The organism is Nostoc sp. (genome assembly GCF_036917455.1).
Lineage (GTDB): Bacteria > Cyanobacteriota > Cyanobacteriia > Cyanobacteriales > Nostocaceae > Nostoc.
This window is the reverse complement of sequence record NZ_JBALDK010000045.1, coordinates 38,432-64,650: the sequence shown is the minus strand read 5'-3', so window position 1 is coordinate 64,650 and position 26,219 is coordinate 38,432. Positions and strand designations below refer to the sequence as shown.

Here is a 26,219-nt window from a genome sequence, read left to right as displayed (position 1 = left end):
AGATGGGCGTTAATAAATATAATATGTTCCGTCATTGCGAAGCAATCGTAATGCTTTGCAATGATATCTTATATTTAATTATGCCTACCTACTTATAATGATGAACCCTAACAAAAACATGCTTTTATATGGTTTTATATTATTAATCAATGTCACATAGGGCGTGCCAATTCGGGATATAAAAAAGCTGCGACCCCGAATAGTCCATTGTAGACATCACACTATTCAGTTGGATATACTTATGATTTCTCTAGATAGAAAAAATTACTGACAACTAAGTTCATTATGAACCTAAGTATAGTTGATGACAAATTGCAGATAGAATTTACCTTTAAAGAGCAACTGCTAGCTGTTCGCTTGAATAAACTTTGGCAAATATCACTAGCCCATATTGAACAAGTTACGACAGCCGAACCCCAAAGCAATTGGCAAGAATTGCGTGCCCCTGGTAGCTTTATTCCTGGAGTGGTTAAGGCTGGAACTTATTACACTAACCGAGGTAAAGAGTTTTGGTATGTGAATCGAGAGACAAATTATTTAACTATTCAATTGCAAGATGAATCTTATAATCGGATTATCTTAACTATTGATAACAATGAGTCTTGGCAACAAAGACTTGCTCAAATAATTGCTGCATAGTTAGCTCATTCAAGTATCTACACTAAATCTTCCGGCGTTGCATAAATGCGGGATGAATTTCTGGTTGAAACTATTGAAAATTCATTACAAATTGACCGAAATCATCCCATGATTCAGCAACGCCAATCTTCCTTGCGAAATGCTACCGCGATTAAGGGAAGCAGCAGCCCTCTTATAATAGCCATTCCCAGTCTTAGACTGGGAACAAGGTAATCTATCACAGGTTTGTCTAATCAGACTTCTATTTTATTTACTGTTCTCTCTATTAACCACCAGCAACAGCAGGGACAATACTTACTTCATCGCCATCTTTCAAGGCTGTGTTAATACCATCTAAATAGCGAATATCTTCGCTATCGACGTAAAAATTTACAAATCGACGTAGCTTGCCTTCTTCATCGCATAACCTGGATTTAATACCAGGAAAGCTTTGTTCTAAGGAATCCAACAATTCAGCAATGGTGCCACCGTTGGATTCTAGACTAGCTTGATTATTAGTCAAATTCTGAAGAGTTGTAGGTACTAAAACTGTTACAGCCATAGAAGTACAAAATGAGGAGTAAAAAGTGAGGAATACAATTAAGAGTTAGGAGTTATGAATAAAAAACTCATAACTCATCACTAAACGAGGACTTGTTGCCATTCCAAGCGATCCAGAGTACGCGATCGCTCGAGGGCGCGTTCAAAACTATCTAGTTTAGCATCAATAGTCAAGGGTTCACCAACGTAGCCTTGGATTGCTTCTTGGGTTTTCAAACCATTGCCGGTGATGTAAATCACGGTAGTTTCATCTGGATCAATTTTGCCAGCTTCTACCAGTTTTTTCAGCACGGCCACGGTTGTACCACCAGCTGTTTCTGTGAAGATGCCTTCGGTTTCTGCCAGCAACTTGATGCCATCAATAATTTCTGCATCATTGACTGATTCAATATTACCACCAGTTTTCTGAGCTAACTCTACAGCATAAATGCCGTCTGCGGGATTACCGATCGCTAGCGATTTCGCAATTGTATTCGGTTTCACTGGCTTAATAAAGTCGCGTCCTTCTTTGAAGGCTTGAGCGATTGGCGAACAACCCTCAGCTTGAGCGCCACTGAAACGGACGCTCTTGTTTTCTACTAAACCAACTTCGATAAATTCTTGGAAACCCTTATAAATTTTGGTAAATAGTGAACCAGACGCTAAAGGAGCAACCACATGATCGGGTAGTTCCCAGCCTAGTTGTTCCGCAACTTCAAAACCTAGCGTCTTGGAACCTTCAGAGTAGTAAGGACGCAGGTTAATATTGACAAAACCCCAACCATGTGTATTAGCAACTTCTGAACAGAGACGATTGACTTGATCGTAGTTGCCTTTGACAGCCATCAGCGTGGGACTGTAAATCAGGCTACCGATAATTTTACCGGCTTCTAAATCTGCGGGGATGAACACACAGCAATCTAAACCGGCGTGGGCTGCGATCGCAGCTGTAGAATTTGCCAAGTTACCAGTGCTAGCACAAGAAACAGTAGTGAAACCCAACTCTCGCGCCCTTGATAGAGCGACTGACACCACCCGATCCTTAAAGCTCAAGGTGGGCATATTAACGGCATCATTTTTTATATAAAGCTTATTTAGACCCAGGCGACGGGCAAGACGGTGAGAACGAACTAAGGGAGTCATACCCGTTCCCACATCTATAACATTGTCAGTTGCGACAGGCAAAAAGGGACGGTAGCGCCAAATTGAATTGGGCCCCGCTTGAATTGTTTCACGAGTGACAGTCAAACGGAGGGCGCTGTAGTCATACTTGACTTCTAAGGGGCCAAAACATGACTCACAAACATTACTGGCTTTGAGTTCATATTCTGCACCACATTCCTTACACTTTAAGGCTTGAAAGTAGGCAGTGCTGGTTTGGGTTGGGTTTTGGGTTTTGATTGCCTGAGTCATAAACTAGCTTTCCCTGTTTGTCTGTCGGCTGTCGCCTGATAGTAACACGAGCAAAAATACCCGTCAAACATACCCGATAAAATATGTCGGGTATGTTTCGTATTGAAAAAATTGTTTTTGTATTTTTTTAACCTGCAATCCTTGTATTTTATGTTTATACCGTAAGTATTTATACATAAATATTCATAAAACGATTAACACTTGGTATGATAAGTTACACTAAATTTATGATTAATTTATATTTATTTCAATCACTATCCTATTTTTAGTGACCTGAATCACTTACTTAATTCGATTTTTTTATCTAAATAACTCCAGAGGGTAGTATGCATCTATGACAGTAAAAACTCAAAAGCATTTACATATATATAAGTTGTAGTGTTTTTAGCGTCTGATTAGATCACTAAAATTACTATGTGTATTCCCAAAATAAAGTTAATTTTTCAGCTTTGCTCCACTCACTTCATCGCTAGATAAATTACTTATTTATACGGAAGATATTTGTAGCGGCAAAAGTTACATTACTACGAAGATAGACAATTCACAGTAAGTTACCCCTATTTGTAGTTGCCAGCCTTGATAATCAATGGTAAACGCAAAACAAGTAGGCAATAAATTTTCTTCCTATTGTCTCAATCTAGTTTTTTAGGAGTGTCAATAAGTTAACTACTCAAATAGACATTTCCGAAACATTAAGGTATTGGGCAGGTCTAGTTGGTAATTCTTGAAGAAATTGCCGAACTTTATCCTGTCTCAAAACCCAAGATACAAGTTCAGCAAACAAACAAATTATTTCCATGATAAATCAAAAGAAATTTATCAACAAGCAGCGCCAGCTTTATCAATCTTTAGTAGCAACAGCATTATTAAGTAGTAGCCTTTTCCAATTTATTGCACCTGTACTAGCTGACGGTACAGCTGGTGGTCAACCTATAAGTAACACAGCGACAGCGAGCTACGAAGATCCCAACGCGCCAGGGACAACTATAAATGCCACTTCTAACACTGTAACTGTAACTGTGGCAGAAGTTGCTGGTATCACTGTCACCGCGTCAGGTGTTACAGATAATAATGGTGGCTCTGTTGCAGCTACCGATTTACTAACCTACACCTACACCCTAACGAACGTAGGTAACGACCCCACCAAATTCCATATTCCCAACCAAGCAACAACAACCGGGCCTGGTACAGTTTCTGGTGTACTTCCTAATGATAAAACTGGGGCAACACCAGCTAGTGGCACACTGCAATACAGTACTGATGGTGGTGCAACTTGGACAAACGTAACAGCAGGTGGTGTAGATACACCCTCAATTCCGGTTAGCGGTACTGTGTTGGTGCGTGTGCCAGTGACCGTACAGAATGGCGCTCAATCGGGTGATGTAATCAAAGTTACCCTCGGTAACACTCCTGGTGATGCCCAAAACCAACTGCGGAGTCCCGATGGTGGTGACGTTTATACTGTAGATAACGCTGATGGAAGTCCTGGGGAAGTTGCTGGCGTGCCAATTAACGGTACACGAGAAGCTAGTATTACCCAGCAAATTCAAGTGGGCAAAACTGTTAAAACCGTTGCTCTAGCCACAATACTCAAAACTCGGACAGCTTACAACCCTGGTAATGCTTCCGTACTCAATGATGATGTGCTAACTTATGGTTTAAGCTTGCGAGTTGAGGGCAATGACGTAACCAATCAGGGGCTAACACCCGCAGCCTTAGCTGGTACAACTATCAATGTAAATGGTAGTCCAGTTACTCGCATCTTAGTTTCTGATGCACTTCCAGCATCCACAACTCTTAATGGGACTCCAACCGCTCCTCCAGGGTGGATAGTAGTTTACACTGCCGATCCTACAAGTATAAATGCTGCTCAGGCTCAGTGGAACACTACAGCACCAGCCAATGTGACACGGGTTGGTTTTATTAACGATCCTAACTCTATCTCTACAGTTGCCACTGGAACAACTGTTACAGGCTTTAGTGTGCAAGTAAAAACTACTGGAATCACAGTAACGACACCGACAGATGTTAACAACATCGCTCAAGTGTTCGGTAAAACTGCTGGTGATCCAGCTAGCCCCCTACTCTTTGACGATTCAGGTGACCAAAACCCAGATAACATCGACCCCACTACTGGAGCCTTTCCTACTACACCTGATTCTGGCTATTATCCCACTACTCCCGCCAATACTGACAAAGGCAATAACAACCAAGGTGCTAATTCTGTAACAGGAAATGTCAACGTTTATACTGTTTCAGTCGCTCAAGCGAGCTCAGTTTTAAATGGACCGAATAATGCACCTGATGCCACTGGTCCATCGGGTTTAACCAACGATGACTTTACCAACAAATCTGCCCTTGTTCCTCCTAACACATTGCCTGGTAGTACACTTGATCCGCAATCAGTTGGCTTCACTAACACAATTAAGAACAATGGTACTAGCCCTAACGATATTACAATAGTGCCAACCGCACCAGCAACTCTTACAGATTTGCCAAATAATACAAATGTGACTGTTAGCTATAACAGTCAATCGGCTGTTTATACCTACAATAGTGGTACTGGTGCTTTTACCATAGCAACGGGTAATACACCAATTAAAGTCTCTGGTGTCGCTCCTGGTGCCAGTGTTAATTATGGTCTAGAAGTTGACTTACCAGCTGGTACGAAACTATCGACTGATATCGGCAAAGGTTTCCCAGTACCCATTACTGCCTTCATTGACACTGATAATAATGGTGTAGTTAATGTTGGTGAAGTCAACAACATTACCATCGATCGCGTCTACACTGGCTTCTTACAACTGGTGAAAGTGTCACGAGTTTTACAAGGAACTGGGCCAGCTGTTGGTGCAAATCAGGGTGATTTTGAGTCTACACCAGCTTACACAAATCCTAATACCACCACTGTTATTGATCCAAATCCAGGAGTTGCTGATGTACCTAGAAATCCTGCTCCAGGCAACATTATTGAGTACCAGATTCGGTACAAAAATATTTCTGATGCTCAAGCTGGAACTGGTAACGTGATTTTGAATGCTAACAAAGTTGTGATTACTGAAGATGGTACGCAAACCCCCAACAACTGGGCGCTAGACAACGATAGTAACACTCAAATTGATACTAGCAACATTGTTGGTTCAGCTAAAGATTCTGGGGCTTCGACTATCCAGTTCTTCACTGGTAATCCAGCTACTAACTCTGGCATCGATCAAACTGGAACTACAGTAAACAGTGATGTCACAAAGTATGTAGATACTGCTACTGGACAGGTTGCACCGGGTGTTCAAAGAACATTTACCTTCCAACGCAAAGTTAACTAGGTAGTTTGACCTCACCCCTCTTTGTAAAAAAAGAGGGGTGTGATAGCGCATCTGTGTTTGTAGTTGGCGATTTAGGACTAAAAGTGCCAACTACAAAACAATTGTTCCCACCGAAAACAGGGAAAGATAAATCAGCAATATACATTGTGAAAGTTTTTTGAGGTTATTGATATGAAGCGTCTTTCTTTTGCAAGTTTAGGAGCGATCGCACTTATTGCTACAGTACCATTTGTCAGTCAAGTGCCAGGAGTGGCTTCTCTGTGGCATTCTACAAGTGCGATTGCTCAAAATGTCAAACCTCAAGGGCAAATACAGTTGCGCTTAGAGGCAGAAAAGCAAGTGGTAGCACAGGATCAACAAGGTAAGCAAAGCAAGGCATGGCAACCTTTGAAAGGTCAAGCTGTGGTGCAACCAGGAGATGTATTGAGATATACATTAATTGGTGAAAATAAGAGCGATCGCCCAGTAAAGAATTTGATTCTCAATCAACCTATTCCCAAAGGAATGGTCTACATATTGAAGTCTGCAACTGCAATTAATAACACAAAAATAACTTACAGCATTGATGGCGGACGCAGCTTTGTCGAAAATCCCACTGTTAAAGTTACTCTTCCTGACGGCAAAGTGGAAACAAAACCAGCACCAGCGAATGTTTACACCCACGTCCGTTTGCAAGTTCCTTTAGTTGCAGCAAAAACAACAGTCAAGGCCACTTATCAAACCCAAGTGCGCTGATTCGCTATGTCTATATGGATAAGATCCCCCCTAACCCCCTTTTTAAGGGGGATCTTAAGAGCCAACTTTTTAAGGGGGTTGGGGGATATCTTGTGCCTAAGTCCTAAAAAAATTACTTCTAGCAGTAGCTGGTATCAAAGGTTAACGGCTACTGCCCTTCTAGCAAGTTTTTTACATTCCACTTCTATACCAGCGATCGCGCAACCGACTAACAATCTGGCTGCCTCTTTGCCAATAACTAATCAAGCTACTTATACTTATACAGATTCTGCGAGTAATTATGAATATCAAGGAAGTTCTAATCAGCTTAATGTTAACCCTAAGCCATTAGTTGACCCATTAGGGCGAATATTAGGTTGTGCTGGCGCTGTTTTACCTGACTATACAGGTTTTTCAGTTGGCATATATGAACTTAACCCTAGTGACCCAACAGGGACAGAATTGGGCAGATTGCTTGCTTTGACTCGAACAGAGTTACCCGATATTCCTAATAACAACGTTCCTGGTGGTAAAGCGCCAAATACCGAGAATAGTAACCCATATTTCCTTACAAATAACCCTGCGGGTTTCTACAATTTTCTACTCGACCCGAATAAAGGTCAAACTGATCCAGGTAGAGCCTATATTTTTGTAGTCAATCCACCGCCGAATTCTATCTACAAACAACGGCGTATCAAGATTGAAATTGTTGCAAAAACTAATAATGATGTCGTGCAATACATCGCTACTTCCCTAGATGGTCAACCAATCAATATCACAGGTGAGACCAGGCTAGAGCAAACAGTTGTCTTGGTTCCCAGTGCAGAAACAGTGGGACTGGACTTATTAGCCTTTGAATTCACTACAAATATGTGTCAATCCAATCAGTTGCAAATTATCAAAACAGGCGATCGCGCCGCAGCCGAACCTGGAGATACAGTAATCTACCGTCTCTCAGTAAAAAATCTAGGTGATGCAGGTTTGAATAATATATTTATCACCGACAACTTACCTTTAGGATTCCAGTTTTTGCCTAAATCTGTGCGGGGAGAGTTAGATGGTCAAGCAATTACTATCACCTCAGAACGCAATGGTAACACGGTGACATTCCGCACAGATGTAACGATCCCCACAGAAAAAACCTTGAATATTGCCTACGCTGCTCAACTCACAGCCGATGCTCTGCGTGGTAACGGTCGCAATAGTGCGATCGTTAATGCTCAACGAGCTGATAACCGTTTCAGCACCAAGGATGGCCCTGCAACGCACCAGTTAAAAATTCGTCCAGGAATCGTTTCTGATTGTGGCACAATCATCGGTCGCGTGTTTGTTGATAAAAACTTTGACGGTGAACAACAGCGTGGTGAGCCTGGAATACCAAATGCGGTGATTTTTATGGAGGACGGAAACCGCATCACTACAGATCCTAATGGTTTATTCTCTTTAGCCAACGTCTTACCAGGAAACCACACAGGTGTACTAGACCTCAGTAGTGTACCCGGTTACACATTGGCTCCCAACCAAAAATTCCGCGAACGTAATAGTCAATCTCGCCTAGTGCGTTTAGAGCCTGGTGGCTTGGTACGCATGAACTTCGCAGTTACCCCCGCCTTCCAGGAGCCAGTCAAGAAATGAAGCCCAGACTGCACCATACAAGTATTTTCAACCTGAAGATGATGGGGGTGATGCCAATAGCTTTCAGCCTCATTTTGTATCCTGCCATAGTTAAGGCAGAACCTGCAAGTGAAAATCTTTTTTTCCCCGATTCGTCTTCGCAAGCAGACAAGGGTGTTGAAGATCCTGACTTTTCAGGTGATCTGGAAAACCTCTCCCCTTCTAGCAAAGAGGCTTTGAATTCTCCCCCAACACTAGTAAATAAGGGGGCTGGAGAGTTAGGTTTTGCTTTGGTTGTTGCAGATGATGTGAAAAATCAGACCGAAGTTCAAGCAGATCAGGAGAAAGTGCTTGAAAAAAGTACGGATTCAAATTCGCCCCATCTTTTGGGAAGTTCCGACGAACTTACCTCAACTTCTTCAGCACCAGTTACTGATACTTCAATTCCAAATGTTCAGCCAAGTGAAACGCAAATACAAGCATTTCAACCAGCAACTTCTGTTGATTTGCCCAGAGGCTTACGCAAAATAGCCGGAATCAAGAACGAAGGACGTAAAGACACCGAGATCCAGTTTCAAGCTTCTACAACGAAAATACAAGCATTCCAACCAGCAACTTCTGTTGATTTACCTAGAGGCTTAAGCAAAATAGCTGGAGTAGACGCAGGAACAAGTGGACAAGGGGTGAATCAAAATCTCCCCGTGTCCCCCATTTCCACAGCAATTAAAATTTTGACTCCAACGCCTAATAGTGTTGTAGATGTACCAGCTACTACGGTGATTGTGCAATTTACCGTTGGTAGTAAAGTGGAATTGCGGGTAAATGGTGCGTTGGTAGACCCTTCCTTAGTTGGACGGACGGAAACCGATGCCACCACCAATTTGGTAACGCAGACATGGTATGGTGTCTCCTTAAAAGAAGGTAATAACACCATCTCTGCACAAGTAGTTGGAGGGACAGAACCCCCTGTAACGATGCAAGTAGCAGTCCGGGGAGCGCCACAGAAACTAACCTTAGAAACAGTTGAGTCTCGTATCCCAGCAGATGGACGTTCTACAGCGACAATCCGGGGTCAACTCATGGATGTAAATGGCAATCGCTCTAATCGTGATACTGTTGTTACTTTGATACCCAACGCTGGGGAGTTTATTGGAAAAGATTTCAAACCCGATGAACCCGGATTTCAAGTAGAGGCGAAAGCGGGGCAATTTACAGCTACTTTGCGATCAGAGCTAAAAGCGCAAACTGTACAAATTCGCGCGATCGCTAATGATTTAGAAGCCTTTACCCAACTACAGTTTGAAACAGCACTGCGTCCGAGTTTGGTAACAGGGGTAATAGATTTACGTTTGGGCGCTAAAGGTACAGATTATTACGGCAGTTTCCGTGATTTTCTCCCTCCTGACAAAGATAATAGAACGCAATTAGATTTCCACTCAGCGATCTTTGCCACTGGTGCGATCGGAGAATGGTTGTTTACAGGCGCATACAACAGTTCTCGTAATCTCAACGAAGATTGCAACTGTGATAATCGTCTGTTTAAAACTTATCAATTCAACGAACAAAACTATCCTGTCTACGGTGATAGCTCCCAAGTTGATGCGATAGCTCCTTCCATTGACAGCGTATATCTGCGTATTGAACGTTCAACTCGTATCCCTGGAGCCGATCCAGATTATGCCATGTGGGGTGACTACAACACAGAAGAATTTGCTCGGCAATCGCAGCAATTTACTTCTATCACCCGTCAACTCCACGGCTTTAAAGCTAACTACAACTTAGGGAACTTACAAATTACAGGTTTATATGGCAACCACTTAGAAGGGTTTCAACGGGATACTATTGCTCCCGATGGTACTAGTGGTTATTACTTCCTATCTCGCAGAATACTACAACCAGGCAGTGAAAATGTCTTTATCGAGTTAGAAGAACTTAATCGTCCTGGGACTGTACTAGAACGCAAGCAGCTTAACCGAGGCCCAGACTACGAAATCGACTACGATCGCGGTACCTTATTATTTCGCGAACCCATTCTTCGCACTGATATTGATCAAACTGGACAAGTCTTAGTACGCCGGATTGTTGTTAGCTATCAATATGACAGCCAAGACTCTGATGGGAATATCTTTGCAGGTCGTCTGCAATATAATCTTTCCCGCAAACTTAATCAGGAAAGTTGGATCGGTGCAACTTACGTCCAAGAAAATCACGGGGTGCGTGACTTTCAACTCTACGGCACAGATGCACTGATTTCTTTGGGTAATCAAGGTAGGTTAATCGCAGAATATGCCCATTCCACTAATGATTCTGATGTTGTGGGAAAAATCAGGGGTGATGCGTATCGGTTAGAAGCTGAGGGACAAATTGCCAATGGGATTTTAGGTCGTGCCTATTATCGCTTTGCTGATACAGGTTTTGCTAATAATTCCACTATCAGCTTTGTCCCAGGACAAACCCGTTATGGAGCGCAGGTTACAGCTAAACTCTCGTCAAGTACCAATGTCAGGGCGCAATATGACCACGAAGACAACTTTGGGATTGCTCCCCAACCTCTAGACACCTTTGAAGAGCTGTTCGCACCGCGTTCTGAGGCCATACCTGGGAGCAATGTTAATAATTCACTGACGACGATTTCCGCCGGGATTCAACAACGCTTGGGTAACGCTACCCTTGATGTGGATTGGATTCATCGTCATCGGGAAGACCGCATCCCCGACAGCGCCCTGAGTGGTGATTCTGATCAATTGCGATCGCGTTTTTCTGTTCCTCTTGCGAAGAATCTAACTTTCCAAGCCCAAAATGAACTGAGTTTATCTTCCCAAAAAGATACTGTTTACCCAGACCGTACCATTTTGGGGTTGAATTGGGCAGCAATTCCTGGTGTGAATATCAGTCTGGCCCAACAGTTTTACACTAGCGGTCAATATTCGGGCAATTCCATCACCAGCTTGAGTATCAACGGTGAACACAAACTCGGATCAGATACCACCTTGACCGGTCGTTATTCAATTTTGGGTGGTGCTAACGAAATGACTACCCAAGGGGCGATTGGTTTAAATAATCGTTGGACTATTGCTTCGGGATTGCGACTGAATGTTGCTTATGAACACGTCTTTGGCAACTTCTTCGGACGGACTGCGGCTGGTCAACAATATGCCCAACCATTCGCTTTTGGTCAATCAGCATCTGCGATCGGATTCGATGGTGGCGATAGTTACAGTGTGGGGCTGGAATACTCTGATAATCCGCAGTTTCAAGCCAGTGCCCGTTACGAACATCGTTCCTCTTCTGGTGGTAGCAATACAGTAATTACCGCAGGTGCTGCGGGTAAAATTTCTCCGGCTCTCACAGCTTTGGTACGTTATCAACAAGCTGGTTCTTCCAATCAAAAACTTTCAGGATTGGGAGATACTGCTAACCTAAAGCTAGGTTTAGCTTACCGCGACCCCAATAGCGATAAATTTAATGCTTTATTACGTTATGAATATCGCCAAAATCCATCAACTATCCCTGACACTATCCTCTTAGGTAGCGGTACGGGTTCCCAAGACCATACTTTTGCTTTAGAGGCTATTTACGCTCCTAACTGGCAATGGGAATTCTACGGCAAGTATGCCTTGCGTAACAGTACTTCTTACATAGCCAGTGATTTAGCTGGTACTAGCACAGTAAATCTGGCCCAATTCCGCGCTACTTATCGCTTAGGATATAGCTGGGATTTGGTGGGTGAAGCTCGTGTAATTAGTCAGTCTAGCTACAGCGAAACAGGGTTTGTTGTAGAAACAGGTTACTACCTCACACCTAACCTGCGCGTTTCGGCTGGATATGTGTTTGGTAAAGTTGATGACCGGGATTTCTCAGGAACACGTTCTGCGGGAGGTGCATATTTGGGTATAAGCGTCAAACTCAACGAATTATTTGATGGCTTTGGACAGCAAAAACCTGTACCACGTCAGCAACAGGAATCTGCAATGAAAACTTTGGTGGATAAACTCAAGGCTGCAACGAGGGAGACGCAAAGGCGTGAAATATAAAACGGTTATTTGTAGAGACGTAGCACTGCTACATCTCTACAAACCGAAATAATGAAATTTTAATTAAGTAATTTTACTTAGATATTTAACCATTATTCGTGGGAATGCTATTGTCGTAACTATTTTTTATCCGTTTTGAATCTAGTGCAAAAACGCTTCAATTTTCATTCTGTTATGTGTAAATCTATAAGCTTCTTTTTGCCAAGTATGTATTTTTACTTAAGCTAAATTATGAAATCTTTATTTAAGAATTTAAAATCGATCAATAAACCTGCTTGGAAAAGTATTCCAGGCATCAGTCTTTCTGTGTGTACTTCCTTACTAACTATCAGTACCAGCGTTGGAATCGGCATTACTTTTAATCCAGAACGCAGTTGGGCAGGTAGTGCTTGTGCTGGTGTGTACTCTAGTAGATCTGGTGTACCTACATCAACTCAATCACAAATTGGTTACTACAACTCAATCACGAAAAGTTATGTAAGCGTAGCTACTTACAATGGTGGCAACATTAATGCGATCGCCACCCAACCATCAACTGGCAATCTATTTTTCGTGAATCGGGCTACAGGCAATATAGTTGTTTATAATCCAAATACAGGTAGTCAAACCACTCTAACAGGAACTCTTCCTGGTGACACCACTACTATCATTGGTGCCACATTCAACGCCAGTGGCAAATTATATGTTTATTACTCAAACAGAACATTAATTGAAGTCAATCCAAGTACAGGCAGCCAGACAGGCTCAACCATAAGCATCAGTGGTATTCCTGGGAATAATGATGCTTCCCCTAGAGTTACTAACGGAGATATTGCGATCGGCACTGACGGTGTTCTTTATGCGGTTGGTGACACCAGCAGCAGTGGTGGTAGCTACACTTCTCAGCTTTATTCAATTACTATTTCTGGTACTACAGGCACAGCAACACCAGTTAATGGAAACAATCTTATTACAGGAGTTAGTGGTGCTGCAGTTAATGGTCTGGCGATCGACCCATCTACAAATAAATTTTATGTCAGTACTAGCAACGGAACTTATGAGTTGGACTTCACCACCAAAGCTGCAACTCTACTTACTAGTGCTACTGGAACGAATGACTTAGCTGCTTGTGGTTCTCCACCACCGGATTTACCCACTATTAGTAAGTCATTTAGTCCAGACACCGTAACAACTATACCAGCAAATAGTACTCTGACGTTGACTCTGGGTAATACTAATTTGGTTCCGATTTACCTAATACAAGCATTAACTGATAACTTTCAATCTGGGTTAACTGTTAGTACTCCTAATGGGTTAAGTGGTACTTGTACAACTATTTCCGGAAATACAGTCACAGCAACAGCAGGAAGTGCTTTAATTAGCTTAAATGATGGGTTTAAAATTCCTGCTGGTGGTTGCACCGTTTCTGTCAATGTCACAGCTAATAGTGCAGGTACTTATACGAACAGCATTGCGGCTGGAGCCTTGAAAACTTTCGTAGGTAACAACGCTAATGCTGCTACTTCCACTCTGTCAGTTACCCCTAAGGTGAGCATCTCTGGTACAGTTTTTGATGATGCCGATGGCAGCAAAATTCAAAATGGGACTGAAACTGGAAACAATGGAGGTGGACTCAATGCAGTCTTGGTCAATAGCAGCAATCAAGTGGTTGCGACTACGGCAGTGGCGACCAACGGGACTTACACCTTCAGCAACGTGCCATCTAATGCGAACTACACTGTTCAAATCACTACCGCAACTGCAACCGTAGGTTCCACTCCCCCTGCTGTTAGCCTTCCGACTAACTGGGTGAGTACAGGTGAAAATCTCAACGGTACGATCGACGGTACAGTGGATAGCAAAGTCAGTGTCAGCGTCACTACTAACAATGTGACTGGTGTCAACTTTGGGATTGAACAAGTCCCAGATACAACCACTCTCAGTCCCGCTTCTCAAACCAATCCCGGTGGCACAGCGAAGGTGCAGGTGCCAACCTTGGCGGGAACTGACCCAGAAGATGGCGCATTGGGCAGTGGCAATACATTCAAGATTGTCACCTTGCCAACCAATGGTACGCTGACCTATAACGGCACTGCTGTAACCGCAGGACAGATAATTTCTAACTATAACCCTACGTTATTGCAGCTTGACCCCAACGATGGAACGATTACCGTCAGCTTTACCTACGCGGCTGTGGATAGAGCCGGGCAAGTTGATCCCACGCCTGCGACGGTGAGTATGCCTTTTACCGCAGCACCTGTCACCATCTCCGGTACAGTTTTCGATGATATTGATGGTAGCAAGCTAATCAATGGTACAGAAACTGGAACCAATGCAGGTGGAATAAATGCCGTGTTGGTTGATAGCACAAATAAAGTGGTTGCCACCTCTACTGTAGCAGCCAATGGTACTTACACCTTTAGTAATGTACCTGCCAATGCAAACTACACCGTGCAAATCACCACGGCGACGGCAACTGTTGGGGCTGCACCCCCTGCGATCGCACTCCCCTCTGGTTGGGTCAGCACTGGAGAGAACCTGAATGGGGTAGTTGATGGTACAGTGGATAGCAAAGTCAGTGTCAGCGTCACTACTAGCAATGTCACTGGTGTCAACTTTGGGATTGAACAAGTCCCAGATACAACCACTCTTAGTCCCGCTTCTCAAACCAATCCCGGTGGCACAGCGAAGGTGCAGGTGCCAACCTTGGCGGGAACTGATCCAGAAGATGGCGCATTGGGCAGTGGCAATACGTTCAAGATTGTCACCTTGCCGACCAATGGTACGCTGACCTATAACGGCACTGCTGTAACCGCAGGACAGATAATTTCTAACTATAACCCTACGTTATTGCAGCTTGACCCCAACGATGGAACGATTACCGTCAGCTTTACCTACGCGGCTGTGGATAGAGCCGGGCAAGTTGATCCCACGCCTGCAACGGTGAGTATACCCTTTACCGCAGGAACTGCTCTCGCCACAATACCTAATGTCTTGCTTGTGAAACGGATTACAGCGATTAATGGCGGCACAACCACACTTGGGGGGGATTCTTTAGTCAGTTATATTGATAGCCCAACTAATCCCTACGATGATAATGACATTACCATTCCAACCCAACCCACACCAACAGACCCGCCCCAGGATACTGACAAGTGGCCGTCCTTAAATAGCTTCATGCTCGGCGGCATTAATGGCGGTTATGTCAAGCCTGGTGAAGAAATAGAATATACGATTTATTTCCTCTCCGCAGGTAAGGCAACAGCAAATAATGTTTTGATTTGCGATCGCATTCCTGATAATGCCACTTTCATACCAACTGCATTCAATAATTTCGCACCTAAAAACACAAGTGGTCTTAGTAGTGGCGATCGAGGGATCATTTGGCAAAACAATGGTGTAACTGAATCCTTAACTAATACCAAAGATGGGGATACAGCAGAATATTTATCCCCAGGTGTTAACCCCACGACTAATTACCCTAGTATCAAATGTGATGGTAGTAATACTAACGGTGTTGTGGTTGTGAATTTGGGAAATGTGCCAAATGCAACTGCACCAGGTACACCAATTAATTCCTACGGGTTTATCCGTTTCCGGGTTAAGGTGAAATAGATATCTGATGACAAAGAATGTGAAGACGTAGCATTGCTACGTTTTTACAAGGGTTCTGGATGATGCATATTTAATTTCACCAAATGTCTAATTATTAGACAGATAAGGCTTGTCTCACTTCAACTGGTTCACCCGTCAAGCTAAAAGGGCGAACTTCGATAATTTTTACCTTCACTAACTGCCCTTTCAATTCTTTGATGTCGCCACTGAAGAATGTCAGACGATTACCGTCAGTGCGTCCCATGACTTGAGTTTTATCTTTGGGGTTTTGGTCTTCTACTAAAACGGATTCGATGCGTCCAAAGTAACGTTGCGATCGCTCGGCTACTTTCAAGTTTCCCAGATGATTGAGCCGTTGGAGGCGATCGCTTTTAATTTCTTCACTTAGCTGATTGTCCCACAAAGCAGCAGGTGTCCCTGGACGCGGTGAATATGCTGCTGTATTCAACATATCAAAGCCAATATCTTCCACCAGTTTCAAGGTATTTTCAAACTGTGCCTCTGTCTCCCCAGGAAAACCGACAATTGCATCAGCACTAATGGAAGCATCTGGCATATATCGCCGAATGGTATCGATAATCCGGCGATATTTCTCATGGGTATAACCCCGCGACATCGCCTTTAAAAGTTCATTATCCCCAGATTGAAAGGGAATATGGAAGTGTTTGCAGACTTTGGGCAACTCAGCACAAGCCTTAATTAATCTCTCTGTAAAATAACGCGGGTGGCTAGTAGCAAATCTCAATCTTTCAATCCCCGGCACATCATGGACGTAATAAAGTAAATCTGTGAAGTTGTGCAGATGTCGTCCCTCTGGCGTTGTTCCTGGCAAATCTCTACCGTAAGCGTCAATATTTTGACCAAGTAAAGTAATCTCTTTATAACCTTGCCGTCCTAATTCTGACATTTCAGCCCGGATTGCTGACGGCGTGCGAGATTGTTCGATACCGCGCACATTAGGAACCACGCAATATGTGCAGCGTTCGTTACAGCCGTAAATTACATTTACCCAAGCTGTGACTTTACTATCCCTTCTCGGCTGGGTAATATCTTCAATAATATGAACCAACTCGGTTGCAACAACTTGATTGCCGTCAAACACCGACTCCAACAAATCTTTGAGACGATTAGCGTGTTGTGGCCCCATTACCAAATCTAATTCTGGAACTCGCCGCAACAGCGCTTCGCCTTCTTGCTGGGCAACACAACCAGCAACAATCAGGGTTAAATCAGGTTGCTCATGCTTACGCTTTGCCTGTCTGCCAAGATAGGAATATACCTTTTGCTCGGCATTATCTCGAATTGTGCAGGTATTGTAGAGAATTACATCTGCATTATTTGGATCTTCTGACCATTCAAAGCCCATGTCTTCCAAAACGCCAGCCATGCGCTCTGAGTCAGCTTTATTCATCTGACAACCGAAGGTAGTAATGTGGTAGTGGCGTTTAGAAGTGGTCATGGGCAATTTTGCTTAATTAGCTAATGTATATAAGGTTTATTTCTATTCTATAACGCTCTTAGGAGGATGTTTTAAAAGTCCTTGTATGGCTAGAATGTAGCCCTTAACCGCTTTGTCTCTTGAGGATTCTTCTCAATTTAATTCAGTATCTCACTCATCCTTTAGTATCAAAAAACTTTCCGCTATATTCTTTTACCACAAAATATACTATTTTGGATATTGTCGGTTCTATAATGCAAGCGTTACAGACCTCTTTTGATCGCAATGACACGAGTGCAACTTGTTTATCCAAAAATTCCAGATAGCAAAAATTGTCCTTGGGAACGCTGCATAGCTTTTGAGAAATATGATGGTACAAATCTTCACTGGGTTTGGGAATTGGAACTTGGATGGTATGCCTTTGGTACGCGTCGGGATCGGTTTGATTTAGATGATATGGGAATTGCACAATTTAACAAAGCTCATCCAGGTTTAGAAGAAGCTCCTGAGATTTTTAACAGAGACTTTGCTAATCCTTTGCAAAGAGTATTTCAAGAAAATTCAAATTATCACTCTCCAGAAATCACTGTATTTACAGAGTTTTTTGGGACTAACTCCTTTGCAGGGATGCATCGAAAAGATGACCCAAAACAACTGATTCTCTTTGATGTCCAAACTGAGAAATGTATTATTGCTCCCGAACGATTTCTCCAAGATTTTAATTACCTAAACATTGCACAGGTTGTTTATCGCGGTAAGCTAACAGGTCAATTTATTGATGATATTCGAGAAGGAAAATATGGTGTATCAGAAGGTGTTATTTGTAAAGGAGGTGGCAGCGATAGTAATAACGTATGGATGGTGAAAATTAAAACATATGCTTATATGAAAAAATTACAGCAAGCTTTTAAGGATGATTGGAAGACATATTGGGAATAAAGCAAATGCAATTACAAGCGGGCGGGCTGATGCCATAGTTTTGGGGCGACCATTTATCTCTAACCCTGATGGGAGCAACGCGAAAAAGTGAGATCCTCGTGAAAAGAGCTCTTGAGGCAGAGGGAGTGAAGAGAAAACTTTAGTATTTTTTACGACCTTTATAGCTATAAATACACTTATTTCTTTCTCTTCCCCTGCCTCCCCTGCCTCCCCTGCATCCCCTGCTCACAAAATCGCATTGCTCCCACCCTGACTTAGTGGAGCGGCTATGACTCAATGCCCCTCTAAGCGAAGGTGATGTCAGGACGTTCTATGGTGGTAGTGAACATGGCTACACAGACTATCCAACTCTGTTGCAACTCCCTTGAATAGTATGTCAGGATTGATGGTCAATTCCACCAAATAATCTAATTTAATCACTTCGTACTATTGGACAACATCCCAAAAATCCTGCCAAGTACACTCAGGTTTAGCTAAAACTTCCCTAATGTCACTAATCGCTTGAGGCAACATTTCTAATTGCTCGGCTCGATATGCGATCGCAATTGGTGTCGGTTCGCTTCCCAAGATTATCGCCGCAACTTCGAGTGTCTGGGTATTGTTCATCGCGCTGGCGAGATTCTTCAATGCCATGCCCATGAGTCGTAAGCATTCTTGGGCTGCTCGCTGCGGATCGAGTCGATACTATAACGGAAGCAGGTGAAACTGAAAATTATGATTATGACACTGATGGGCGATTAACACTGATTGAACGTGATGGTAATATGCTGTCCCCTTTTGGCGATCGCCAAAAGGGGATGCTCTCAGTTGAGCGATCGCTAATTGGTATAGTTGCAGAGAGGAAGTCAATCCCATGATTTTAGCAGTTAATTTTTTTCGTTCTTTATTTCTGCTAAAATCTTGTCAAGTCTATCGTTTGCGTCCTTAGCAAGTTGAATACAACGTACACTTGAAACCAAACCTCCAGCAGCAGCAACACTTCCTTCGGGAATTTTATTTGACAAAATTAGCCCAGCGCCTACAAAGCCAATAAAGAAAGATACTGTAGTAGCAATCAAGGACAGATTAAAACTATAACGTGCTTGGCGCAAGCGTTCTTGGGTAATGAACAGTTTGATTGTGGAATGAGAACTAGGAGTTGGTTCGTTATTCATGGATTATGCAGAGGATTTAAATTTCATACTTCCGATCCGTTTGGTTTCATCAACCGCACCCTCAATATTCAGCATCTGGCAATATATAACTTGGCTACGACCTTCAAATTTTAAGATTCAATACTTCTGCTTCTAGTTCATAGTAATGCCAGTCAAACTAAGATAGTTTCAGCATCCTAGTGCATTGCAATACATTTCAGTTAAAGTCAAGTATATTGTAGGTTGGATAGAGCGGAGTGCAAAACATTAAGCTTCGCATAGGTGGAATTTTATTGCTCAATTCAACCTACATGGATATTGATTTTTAGCCTTAACTGAACGGTATTGAATCATTAGCCATCTATGAGATGCCGATCAATTTATTTTTTTAGTAAAGACTCAATAATTATGGCGGTGGCAAACAAACATATTAGAATAATAGTCAATTTTGCCAACAAGTCTGCAATCATAGGTAACAGCATTTGAGTCACACCCCCTAATCCCAAAATATTAGAAATAACAAGGGTTATCGCCAAGCCAAATATAAATAGCAGCAGGTATTTCAAAAATCTTGAAGCTAATCGAAATAAGAAGTTATTTTTATTTTCTTGTTGAGTTTTCATAGTTATGCTATCCAAAAATTTGCTAACTTTTTCTATCAATCAATCAATCACCCCTTAAAATATAAGGCAGGAAAAGTTAGATAAACTTTTCCTGCCTTGTAAAAATCACATTTATCATGGCTAGGGGTTGCACATTTTTGACTGTATTTTATTCGTCTTGCTATTGGTTAGTCGTCACAACTATACCTAAGCTTTACTTGTTTTTGAGAAGAATATCTAATTATTCAGTTGTTTGGTGATACTTATTCAATTGTGTTAGAATTTGGAATTCACTTGTAGCGTAATTCGATTTCTTCTCGTCCATCAACCAATTCTGTAAATCCTCGTTATTGATGACATATCGATAGTGGGTAGAACCCATGATAGTCACCACAATTTGACCACGCTTAATTCGTTCGCTTTTTACTTCTATGTGACCGAATCCAGTCTCATGCCAACAAGTAAGAAGAATTACCAGCAGCCGAGTTACAATTCTGTCAACTTCATTCGCTTCGCTAGTTTCTCTGGGCATAGTTACGCAACCTTATGCTATACCAGTGCTAGACTCTCAGTTAAAAATTACAAATGTGTCAACCGTTCAATTGCTAAAAAGAAAGGTGTCACCTTTGCGAACAGGAATCTACCAGGGGATTTGCTTACATGATTGAGTGAGCAGTTTTAATTGTGTTTTTTCAGGAACTAAATGTCGTAATCTGTGACAACTGTCTCATGTATAGAACTATCTCATACCGATCCGATTACTGTCAAGCAGTTAAGTGAGAAATTTTATTTGTATGGCTGTAGTCAAATACGCAAGTAGAGTGTAGATTGCTCAAAGCCTTTTGTTGAAGGGCTCCTTAGCAATCGGCACGTTACTATATTTCACATTTTCCATCAATTGAGAATCTCAAAAAATCAAGATTTCCATACAAGTGACAAGTGTCACAAAAGCTTTTAGATTGTAAGCTATTCTTAGTCACTAAATCGGATGTTAGGTGGAAAGCCGCCAAACGATATGAATCAACAACAGTTGAATGAAACCTTCGATAAACTAACGCCACGTCGCCAAGAAGTGTTGCGTTTAGTTTTGGCTGGGGAGTTAGATGAAGCGATCGCTCAAGTTCTGGTTATTCAGCCAGCGACAGTCAGAAAGTACCTAGAAAGACTATATAGAGCATTTGATGTCACTAAAAAATCCGAATTAGTCACATTATTTGCTAAATACAAACCAGAACTCATTAACGGAACCTCTCATCAGATAGTTCCTGTGGCTGAGAAAAGCTCCTCCAACAGTAAACAAGATTTAGGAGAAGCACCGGATACTGTCACTTTTTACGGACGTACCGAGGAATTAGCTACTCTCCGACAATGGATCGTCAACGAACGGTGTCGAATTGTGGGGTTGCTGGGAATGGGTGGACTGGGAAAAACCGCTTTATCCGTGAAATTAGCGGCACAATTAAAGTCAGATTTTGATTATATTATCTGGCGTAGTCTCCGAGAGGCTCCCAAGTTAGAGACAATACTGAATGGGATCATTAAATTTTTGTCGAATCAAGAAGAAATTGATCTTACAGGTAATATTCATGAAAAAATTACACGGTTGCTGGAACATTTGAGGTCTTCCCGTTGTTTATTAATTTTAGATAATTTTGAATCAATCCTGGCGGATGGCTCCCATGCAGAACAATACCGTGATGAATATCAAGACTATAGTATTTTAATTCAGCGTATCGGCGAATTACATCACCAAAGTTGTTTAGTATTTACAAGTCGGATCAAACCGAAAAAAATTGCTATGCAAGAAGATGAAAATTTGCTAATTTCTTATTTACCACTCCAAGGTTTAAAAGATTTAGAAGTAATGAAAATCTTGGAGGCTAAAAAACTTACTGGTACAGACCAGGAAATACAAAAACTAGTAAGATTATACAGTGGTAATCCTTTAGCCTTAAAAATAGTATCTACTTTTATTCAAGATTTATTTAGCGGGAATGTTTCGGAATTTTTATCTCAAGAAATTACCTTGACACCATTTGTAGGGATAGAAAGTTTATTAGAGCAGCAATTTACCCATCTGACAAAATTAGAACAAGAAATTATGTACTGGTTGGCAATTAATCGAGAGCCAGTATCAGCTTTGGAGTTATTTGACGATATTACCGAAAAACCAATATATTTTGATGCAATTAATGCCTTAGAAAACCTGAAACGATGCTCATTAATTGAAGCCGTTGATGGTAAGTTTACCCTGCAAAATGTCGTATTGGAATATATGACAGGTATTCTGATTCGGCAGGTAAGTAAAGAGTTAAATTCTGGAGAGACGCAATTTTTTAATAGATTTACTTTAGCCAAAGCTACTGCCCAAGACTATGTAAGAAATAGCCAGATACAATTAATTATTAAACCAATTGCTAAAAATATTAATGACTTAGATACGAAACTAGTTAAATTTCTGAAGGAGCAAAAGCAGAAAATTAGGGATTTACCCAAAGGATATCTTGTGGGTAATATTTTAGATTTATTACGCTATCATAACTACAATTTATCTGGGCTTGATTTATCCAATTTCACGGTATGGCAGGCATATTTAAGAGGAGCAGATTTACGTGATGTAAAATTTGTTAATGCAGATTTAAACAAAACACGGTTTACAGAGTCCTTTGGGATTGTTTTAGCAGTGGCGTATAACTCGAAAAAATCGATGATTGCATTGGGTGATACTAAAAGTGAAATTCGTCTTAGAGATGCTAAAGGTCATCAACTTTTAACTTTAGAAGGGCATACAAATTGGATTAGATCGGTGGCTTTTAGTCCTGATGGAGAAATCTTAGTAAGTGGTAGTGACGATAAAACGGTCAGATTATGGAATACCACAACTGGTCAATTTTTGAGATCGTTACAAGGACATAAAGAAAGAGTCTGGTCAGTAGCATTTAGCCCAGATGGAAAAACAGTAGCTAGTAGTAGCGAAGATAAAACAGTTAGACTATGGAATATTCATACTGCTGAATGCTGGAAAATTCTCGAAAAACATACTCATTGGGTACGTGAAGTTGCTTTTAGTCCAGATGGCAAAATTTTAGCTAGTGGTAGTAGTGACAGGACAGTAATTTTATGGGATGCACACACAGGAAATTACATAAGAACTCTGGAAGGACAACATACAGCGCGGGTACGTACAGTTGCCTTTAGTTCTGATGGTAAGATTTTAGCCAGTGGTAGTGATGACCATACCATTAGGCTCTGGGATATTCATAGCGGCAAGTATCTCCAAACTTTACCAGGACATACGCAAAGAGTGCGATCGCTAGCATTTAGCCCAGAACCAAATTCTCGCATTTTGGCTAGTGCCAGTGAAGACCATAAGGTAATTTTGTGGGATATTAATGCTAACAAACGCTACCGAACTTTATCAGAACATACAGAAAAAGTTTGGTCTGTTACCTTTACCGATCCTGAAGGTAAAACTTTAATCAGTAGTAGCGATGACAAAACTGTGAAATTTTGGGATACTCATACAGGTGAATGTCTCAAAACTCTTCAAGGTTACACAGATTGGGCTTGGTCTTTAGTTTTTCATCCTAGTGGTAACATCTTAATTAGTGGCAATGACGATAAAACTATTAAACTCTGGAACTTAGATACAGGTGAAAGTAAATCTTTGGCAGGGCATACCAATAGAATACGCGCAGTTGCCTTGAGTCCTGACGGGAGTACGATTGTTAGTGGTAGTGACGACCAAACTATCAGATTATGGGATACTCAAACTGGTCAACATCGCAAAACTTTAGTAGACCATTTCGATCGCATTTTGACTGTGGCTTTTAGTCCAGATGGTCGTTATTTAGCCAGTGGTGGCGATGACAAAATATTAAGAATATGGAATATTCACTCAGGTGAATATCGCCAAACTCAAGAGAATCATAAAAACTGGCTCTGGTCTGTAACTTTTAGTCCAGATAGCAGGATCTTAGCTAGTGGTAGCGAAGACTGCACAATCAAATTGTGGGATGTAGATACAGGTAAATGCCTTAAAACTCTCTTTGGTCATGATGGATGGGTGCGGTCTGTACGTTTTAGTCCAGATGGTAATATCCTTGTGAGTGGTAGCGAAGACCACACGATTAAGCTCTGGGATGTAACTACAGGTAAGTGTATCCAAACCTTGAAAGGAGAAACTGGCTGGGTGCGGACTGTGGCTTTTAGCCCTAAAGGTCGTTTTGTGGCAAGTGCAGGGGGAAACCCAATTATTGAAATTTGGGATATCAAAACCGCTAAACTCTACCAAACTTTGACCGGACATCAAGAAAGAATCTGGTCTATAGTCTTTAGTGTTGATGGTCAAACTCTTGCTAGTAGCAGTGAAGATGGCACTATTATACTTTGGGATACAGAAACAGGAGAGTTGAAAAAAACACTCAGGTCTCCCAGACTCTGTGAAGGGATGGATATCACAGGTGCAGTGAATCTCACAGAAGCTCAAATTAAAACTTTAAAAACCCTAGGAGCAAAGAAAAACGATGAGTAGAAGGTCTCGAAAGGCGTTGATTGGCATTACAACCTACGGTCGGCAAGAAGCATTACCGTTTTCTTTGCCAAGTGTTTATATAGATGCAGTCCGCGCCGCAGGTGGTACTCCCATATTATTACCACCAGGTGAAACTGACCCGGCGATATTATTAGAGGCTTTGGATGGTTTAATCATATCCGGTGGTGGAGACATTAACCCTGTGTGGTATGAAGGTTTAGATCATCCCAGCATTTATTCTATAGATAGCGATCGCGATGCTTTTGAATTGCAATTAGCCAAATATGCTATGCAACATCATTTACCTGTGTTAGGTATATGTCGAGGTTTACAAATTCTCATCGTTGCTTCTGGCGGTACTCTCATTCCCCACGTCCCAGAGGTTTATGGTAATTCAGTATTACATCGGATAGATCCTGAACCTGGAAAGCGTTTACCCACAGAACATTTAGTCAAAATAAATGGAGAAAGCCATCTAGCTAATATTGTTCAGAATACTCACATATCGGTAGTTTCTTGGCATCACCAAGCAGTACACAAGGTCCCAGATGGTTGGCGTGTTGTAGCCCATGCCCCAGAAGATGGGGTAATTGAAGCAGTGGAACACGAACATCACCCTTGGGCAATTGGTGTGCAATGGCATCCAGAGCTTTCAGTTAACGATCCCCATCATCAAAGAATTTTTCAAGCTTTTGTTCAAGCCACATATATTGAACAAAATTTATTAGCAGCGTAAAAGAAATTAAAGATTGGGGAAGGTGGGGCCCCTCTGGGGATAAGGGAATTGGGTGAAAATTTACCTCGTCTCCTTCATCCCCCAAGTGAGAATTATAGTAAGATGCATGGATGAGGATGAATGTCTTGCAATAAATTATTTAATCCAGACCAAAATTGATCTAACGCCATAGCCATCATGTTTGCACCCTCAATTGTGGGAGTAAATAATTGTGGTGATTTATTGAGAGTAATCTTGGTCAATTCTATTGCTTCTTGAGCGTGTCTTTCTTCAACACCTTGGTCAAAACATTCAGTAAAATATGGCTCTTGTTTAATAAATGGAAAACAATCAGCTAGCGCATTCATTAATGCTTGCATCCAATCATAAGCAAACATTTCAACCACACAGAAAGGGCCTAGAGATTGTGGATAAATATTCTGCACTAAAGATACAAAATTTGCAGTAGTAGGATCTAGGTATTTTTGTAATTCATCTAAACTGCCAAAATCTTCATCTGGGATAGTCAATTTTGCTCCCAAATTAGCAAAAGCTTGACTTAATTGATAATGGTGAATCCCACCATTTTGCCAACTATCATCGTCACTAATAATTTTTAGCTTCCGCTCTCTAAGCGCAGGACTATTTAAGTGCGGTATAAAGTAAACCATGACACGAGTCGCATGGCAAGCTGCTTGGTATCTAAGGTAAATTTCTCCTAATAAATCGGGAGAACGAAGTTGTTCTGGTGGTAACAGAGCTAGACGAGAAAAAAAAGGATGTTTGGATGGCAGATATACTTGGTAAAGCTCATCTAAAATATCTTGAAATATTTGTTCAATATTTTGAGTTTGCATAAGTAGGAAGGCGTAAATAATTATAGGTTTGTAGTGAGGACTAAGAATTTATTCATCTTTAAAGTAATTAAGGGAAAAATATACTCTAACACTAGAGTATAAATTACTATTAAGATTTGGGTCAGGGCGATTTTTGGGGTCAAATTGTTCA

General features: G+C 41.6%; 18 protein-coding genes. 9 read left to right on the top strand and 9 right to left on the bottom strand.

Annotated elements, in window-relative coordinates:
* Window positions 1-285: 285 nt before the first annotated feature.
* Complete coding sequence (locus V7K42_RS05150; protein WP_334914155.1) at window positions 286-639, top strand: hypothetical protein; 354 nt, start codon at window positions 286-288, stop codon at window positions 637-639.
* A 265-nt stretch (window positions 640-904) separates the two neighbouring features.
* Here the strand turns inward: V7K42_RS05150 and V7K42_RS05145 are convergent, their stop codons facing one another.
* The gene (locus V7K42_RS05145; RefSeq protein WP_334914153.1) at window positions 905-1,180 is read right to left on the bottom strand and encodes a MoaD/ThiS family protein; all 276 of its coding nucleotides are present in this window, start codon (window positions 1,178-1,180) and stop codon (window positions 905-907) included.
* Window positions 1,181-1,260: 80 nt separating this feature from the next.
* Entirely contained in the window at window positions 1,261-2,571 is a 1,311-nt protein-coding gene (gene thrC / locus V7K42_RS05140) for a threonine synthase (protein WP_334914151.1), read from the bottom strand.
* Between the two features lie 797 nt (window positions 2,572-3,368).
* Between thrC and V7K42_RS05135 the strand changes: the two genes are divergently transcribed.
* From V7K42_RS05135 to V7K42_RS05115, 5 genes are all read left to right on the top strand, one after another.
* Window positions 3,369-5,894: a beta strand repeat-containing protein gene (locus V7K42_RS05135; RefSeq protein ID WP_334914149.1), complete on the top strand. Its 2,526-nt coding sequence runs from the start codon at window positions 3,369-3,371 to the stop codon at window positions 5,892-5,894.
* Window positions 5,895-6,065: 171 nt separating this feature from the next.
* Window positions 6,066-6,629, top strand: a complete 564-nt coding sequence (locus V7K42_RS05130) for a hypothetical protein (RefSeq protein ID WP_334914147.1) — start codon at window positions 6,066-6,068, stop codon at window positions 6,627-6,629.
* A 90-nt stretch (window positions 6,630-6,719) separates the two neighbouring features.
* Window positions 6,720-8,243, top strand: coding sequence for a hypothetical protein (locus tag V7K42_RS05125; RefSeq protein ID WP_334914145.1), 1,524 nt, complete (start codon window positions 6,720-6,722; stop codon window positions 8,241-8,243).
* Window positions 8,240-12,256, top strand: a complete 4,017-nt coding sequence (locus tag V7K42_RS05120; RefSeq protein ID WP_334914143.1) for a TonB-dependent receptor — start codon at window positions 8,240-8,242, stop codon at window positions 12,254-12,256. The genes V7K42_RS05125 and V7K42_RS05120 overlap by 4 nt, the downstream gene beginning before the upstream one ends.
* 231 nt (window positions 12,257-12,487) lie before the next feature.
* Complete coding sequence (locus V7K42_RS05115; protein ID WP_334914141.1) at window positions 12,488-15,850, top strand: beta strand repeat-containing protein; 3,363 nt, start codon at window positions 12,488-12,490, stop codon at window positions 15,848-15,850.
* A 94-nt stretch (window positions 15,851-15,944) separates the two neighbouring features.
* Here the strand turns inward: V7K42_RS05115 and miaB are convergent, their stop codons facing one another.
* Window positions 15,945-17,309: a tRNA (N6-isopentenyl adenosine(37)-C2)-methylthiotransferase MiaB gene (gene miaB / locus V7K42_RS05110; RefSeq protein ID WP_334914139.1), complete on the bottom strand. Its 1,365-nt coding sequence runs from the start codon at window positions 17,307-17,309 to the stop codon at window positions 15,945-15,947.
* A 264-nt stretch (window positions 17,310-17,573) separates the two neighbouring features.
* Here miaB and V7K42_RS05105 point away from each other — a divergent pair, with 264 nt between their 5' ends.
* The gene (locus V7K42_RS05105; protein ID WP_334914137.1) at window positions 17,574-18,227 is read left to right on the top strand and encodes an RNA ligase family protein; all 654 of its coding nucleotides are present in this window, start codon (window positions 17,574-17,576) and stop codon (window positions 18,225-18,227) included.
* A gap of 426 nt (window positions 18,228-18,653) precedes the next feature.
* Here the strand turns inward: V7K42_RS05105 and V7K42_RS05095 are convergent, their stop codons facing one another.
* From V7K42_RS05095 to V7K42_RS05075, 5 genes are all read right to left on the bottom strand, one after another.
* Window positions 18,654-18,860: a hypothetical protein gene (locus V7K42_RS05095; RefSeq protein ID WP_442938522.1), complete on the bottom strand. Its 207-nt coding sequence runs from the start codon at window positions 18,858-18,860 to the stop codon at window positions 18,654-18,656.
* 51 nt (window positions 18,861-18,911) lie between these two features.
* Window positions 18,912-19,082 (bottom strand): hypothetical protein, encoded by a 171-nt coding sequence (locus tag V7K42_RS05090; RefSeq protein WP_334914135.1) that lies wholly within the window; start codon window positions 19,080-19,082, stop codon window positions 18,912-18,914.
* An 11-nt stretch (window positions 19,083-19,093) separates the two neighbouring features.
* Entirely contained in the window at window positions 19,094-19,381 is a 288-nt protein-coding gene (locus V7K42_RS05085) for a TRADD-N-associated membrane domain-containing protein (protein ID WP_334914133.1), read from the bottom strand.
* A 359-nt stretch (window positions 19,382-19,740) separates the two neighbouring features.
* A complete protein-coding gene (locus V7K42_RS05080; RefSeq protein WP_334914131.1) occupies window positions 19,741-19,983 on the bottom strand; it encodes a hypothetical protein in 243 nt (80 codons plus the stop codon).
* 220 nt (window positions 19,984-20,203) lie between these two features.
* On the bottom strand, window positions 20,204-20,494 hold the full coding sequence (locus V7K42_RS05075) for a hypothetical protein (RefSeq protein WP_334914129.1): 291 nt from the start codon (window positions 20,492-20,494) through the stop codon (window positions 20,204-20,206).
* A gap of 483 nt (window positions 20,495-20,977) precedes the next feature.
* On the opposite strand from V7K42_RS05075, the gene V7K42_RS05070 reads away from it, so the two are divergent.
* Window positions 20,978-24,496: an NB-ARC domain-containing protein gene (locus V7K42_RS05070; protein WP_334914127.1), complete on the top strand. Its 3,519-nt coding sequence runs from the start codon at window positions 20,978-20,980 to the stop codon at window positions 24,494-24,496.
* Window positions 24,489-25,232, top strand: a complete 744-nt coding sequence (locus V7K42_RS05065; RefSeq protein WP_334914125.1) for a gamma-glutamyl-gamma-aminobutyrate hydrolase family protein — start codon at window positions 24,489-24,491, stop codon at window positions 25,230-25,232. The genes V7K42_RS05070 and V7K42_RS05065 overlap by 8 nt, the downstream gene beginning before the upstream one ends.
* A gap of 92 nt (window positions 25,233-25,324) precedes the next feature.
* On the opposite strand, the gene V7K42_RS05060 is transcribed toward V7K42_RS05065, so the two are convergent.
* Entirely contained in the window at window positions 25,325-26,068 is a 744-nt protein-coding gene (locus V7K42_RS05060) for a hypothetical protein (protein ID WP_334914123.1), read from the bottom strand.
* Between the last annotated feature and the right edge of the window lie 151 nt (window positions 26,069-26,219).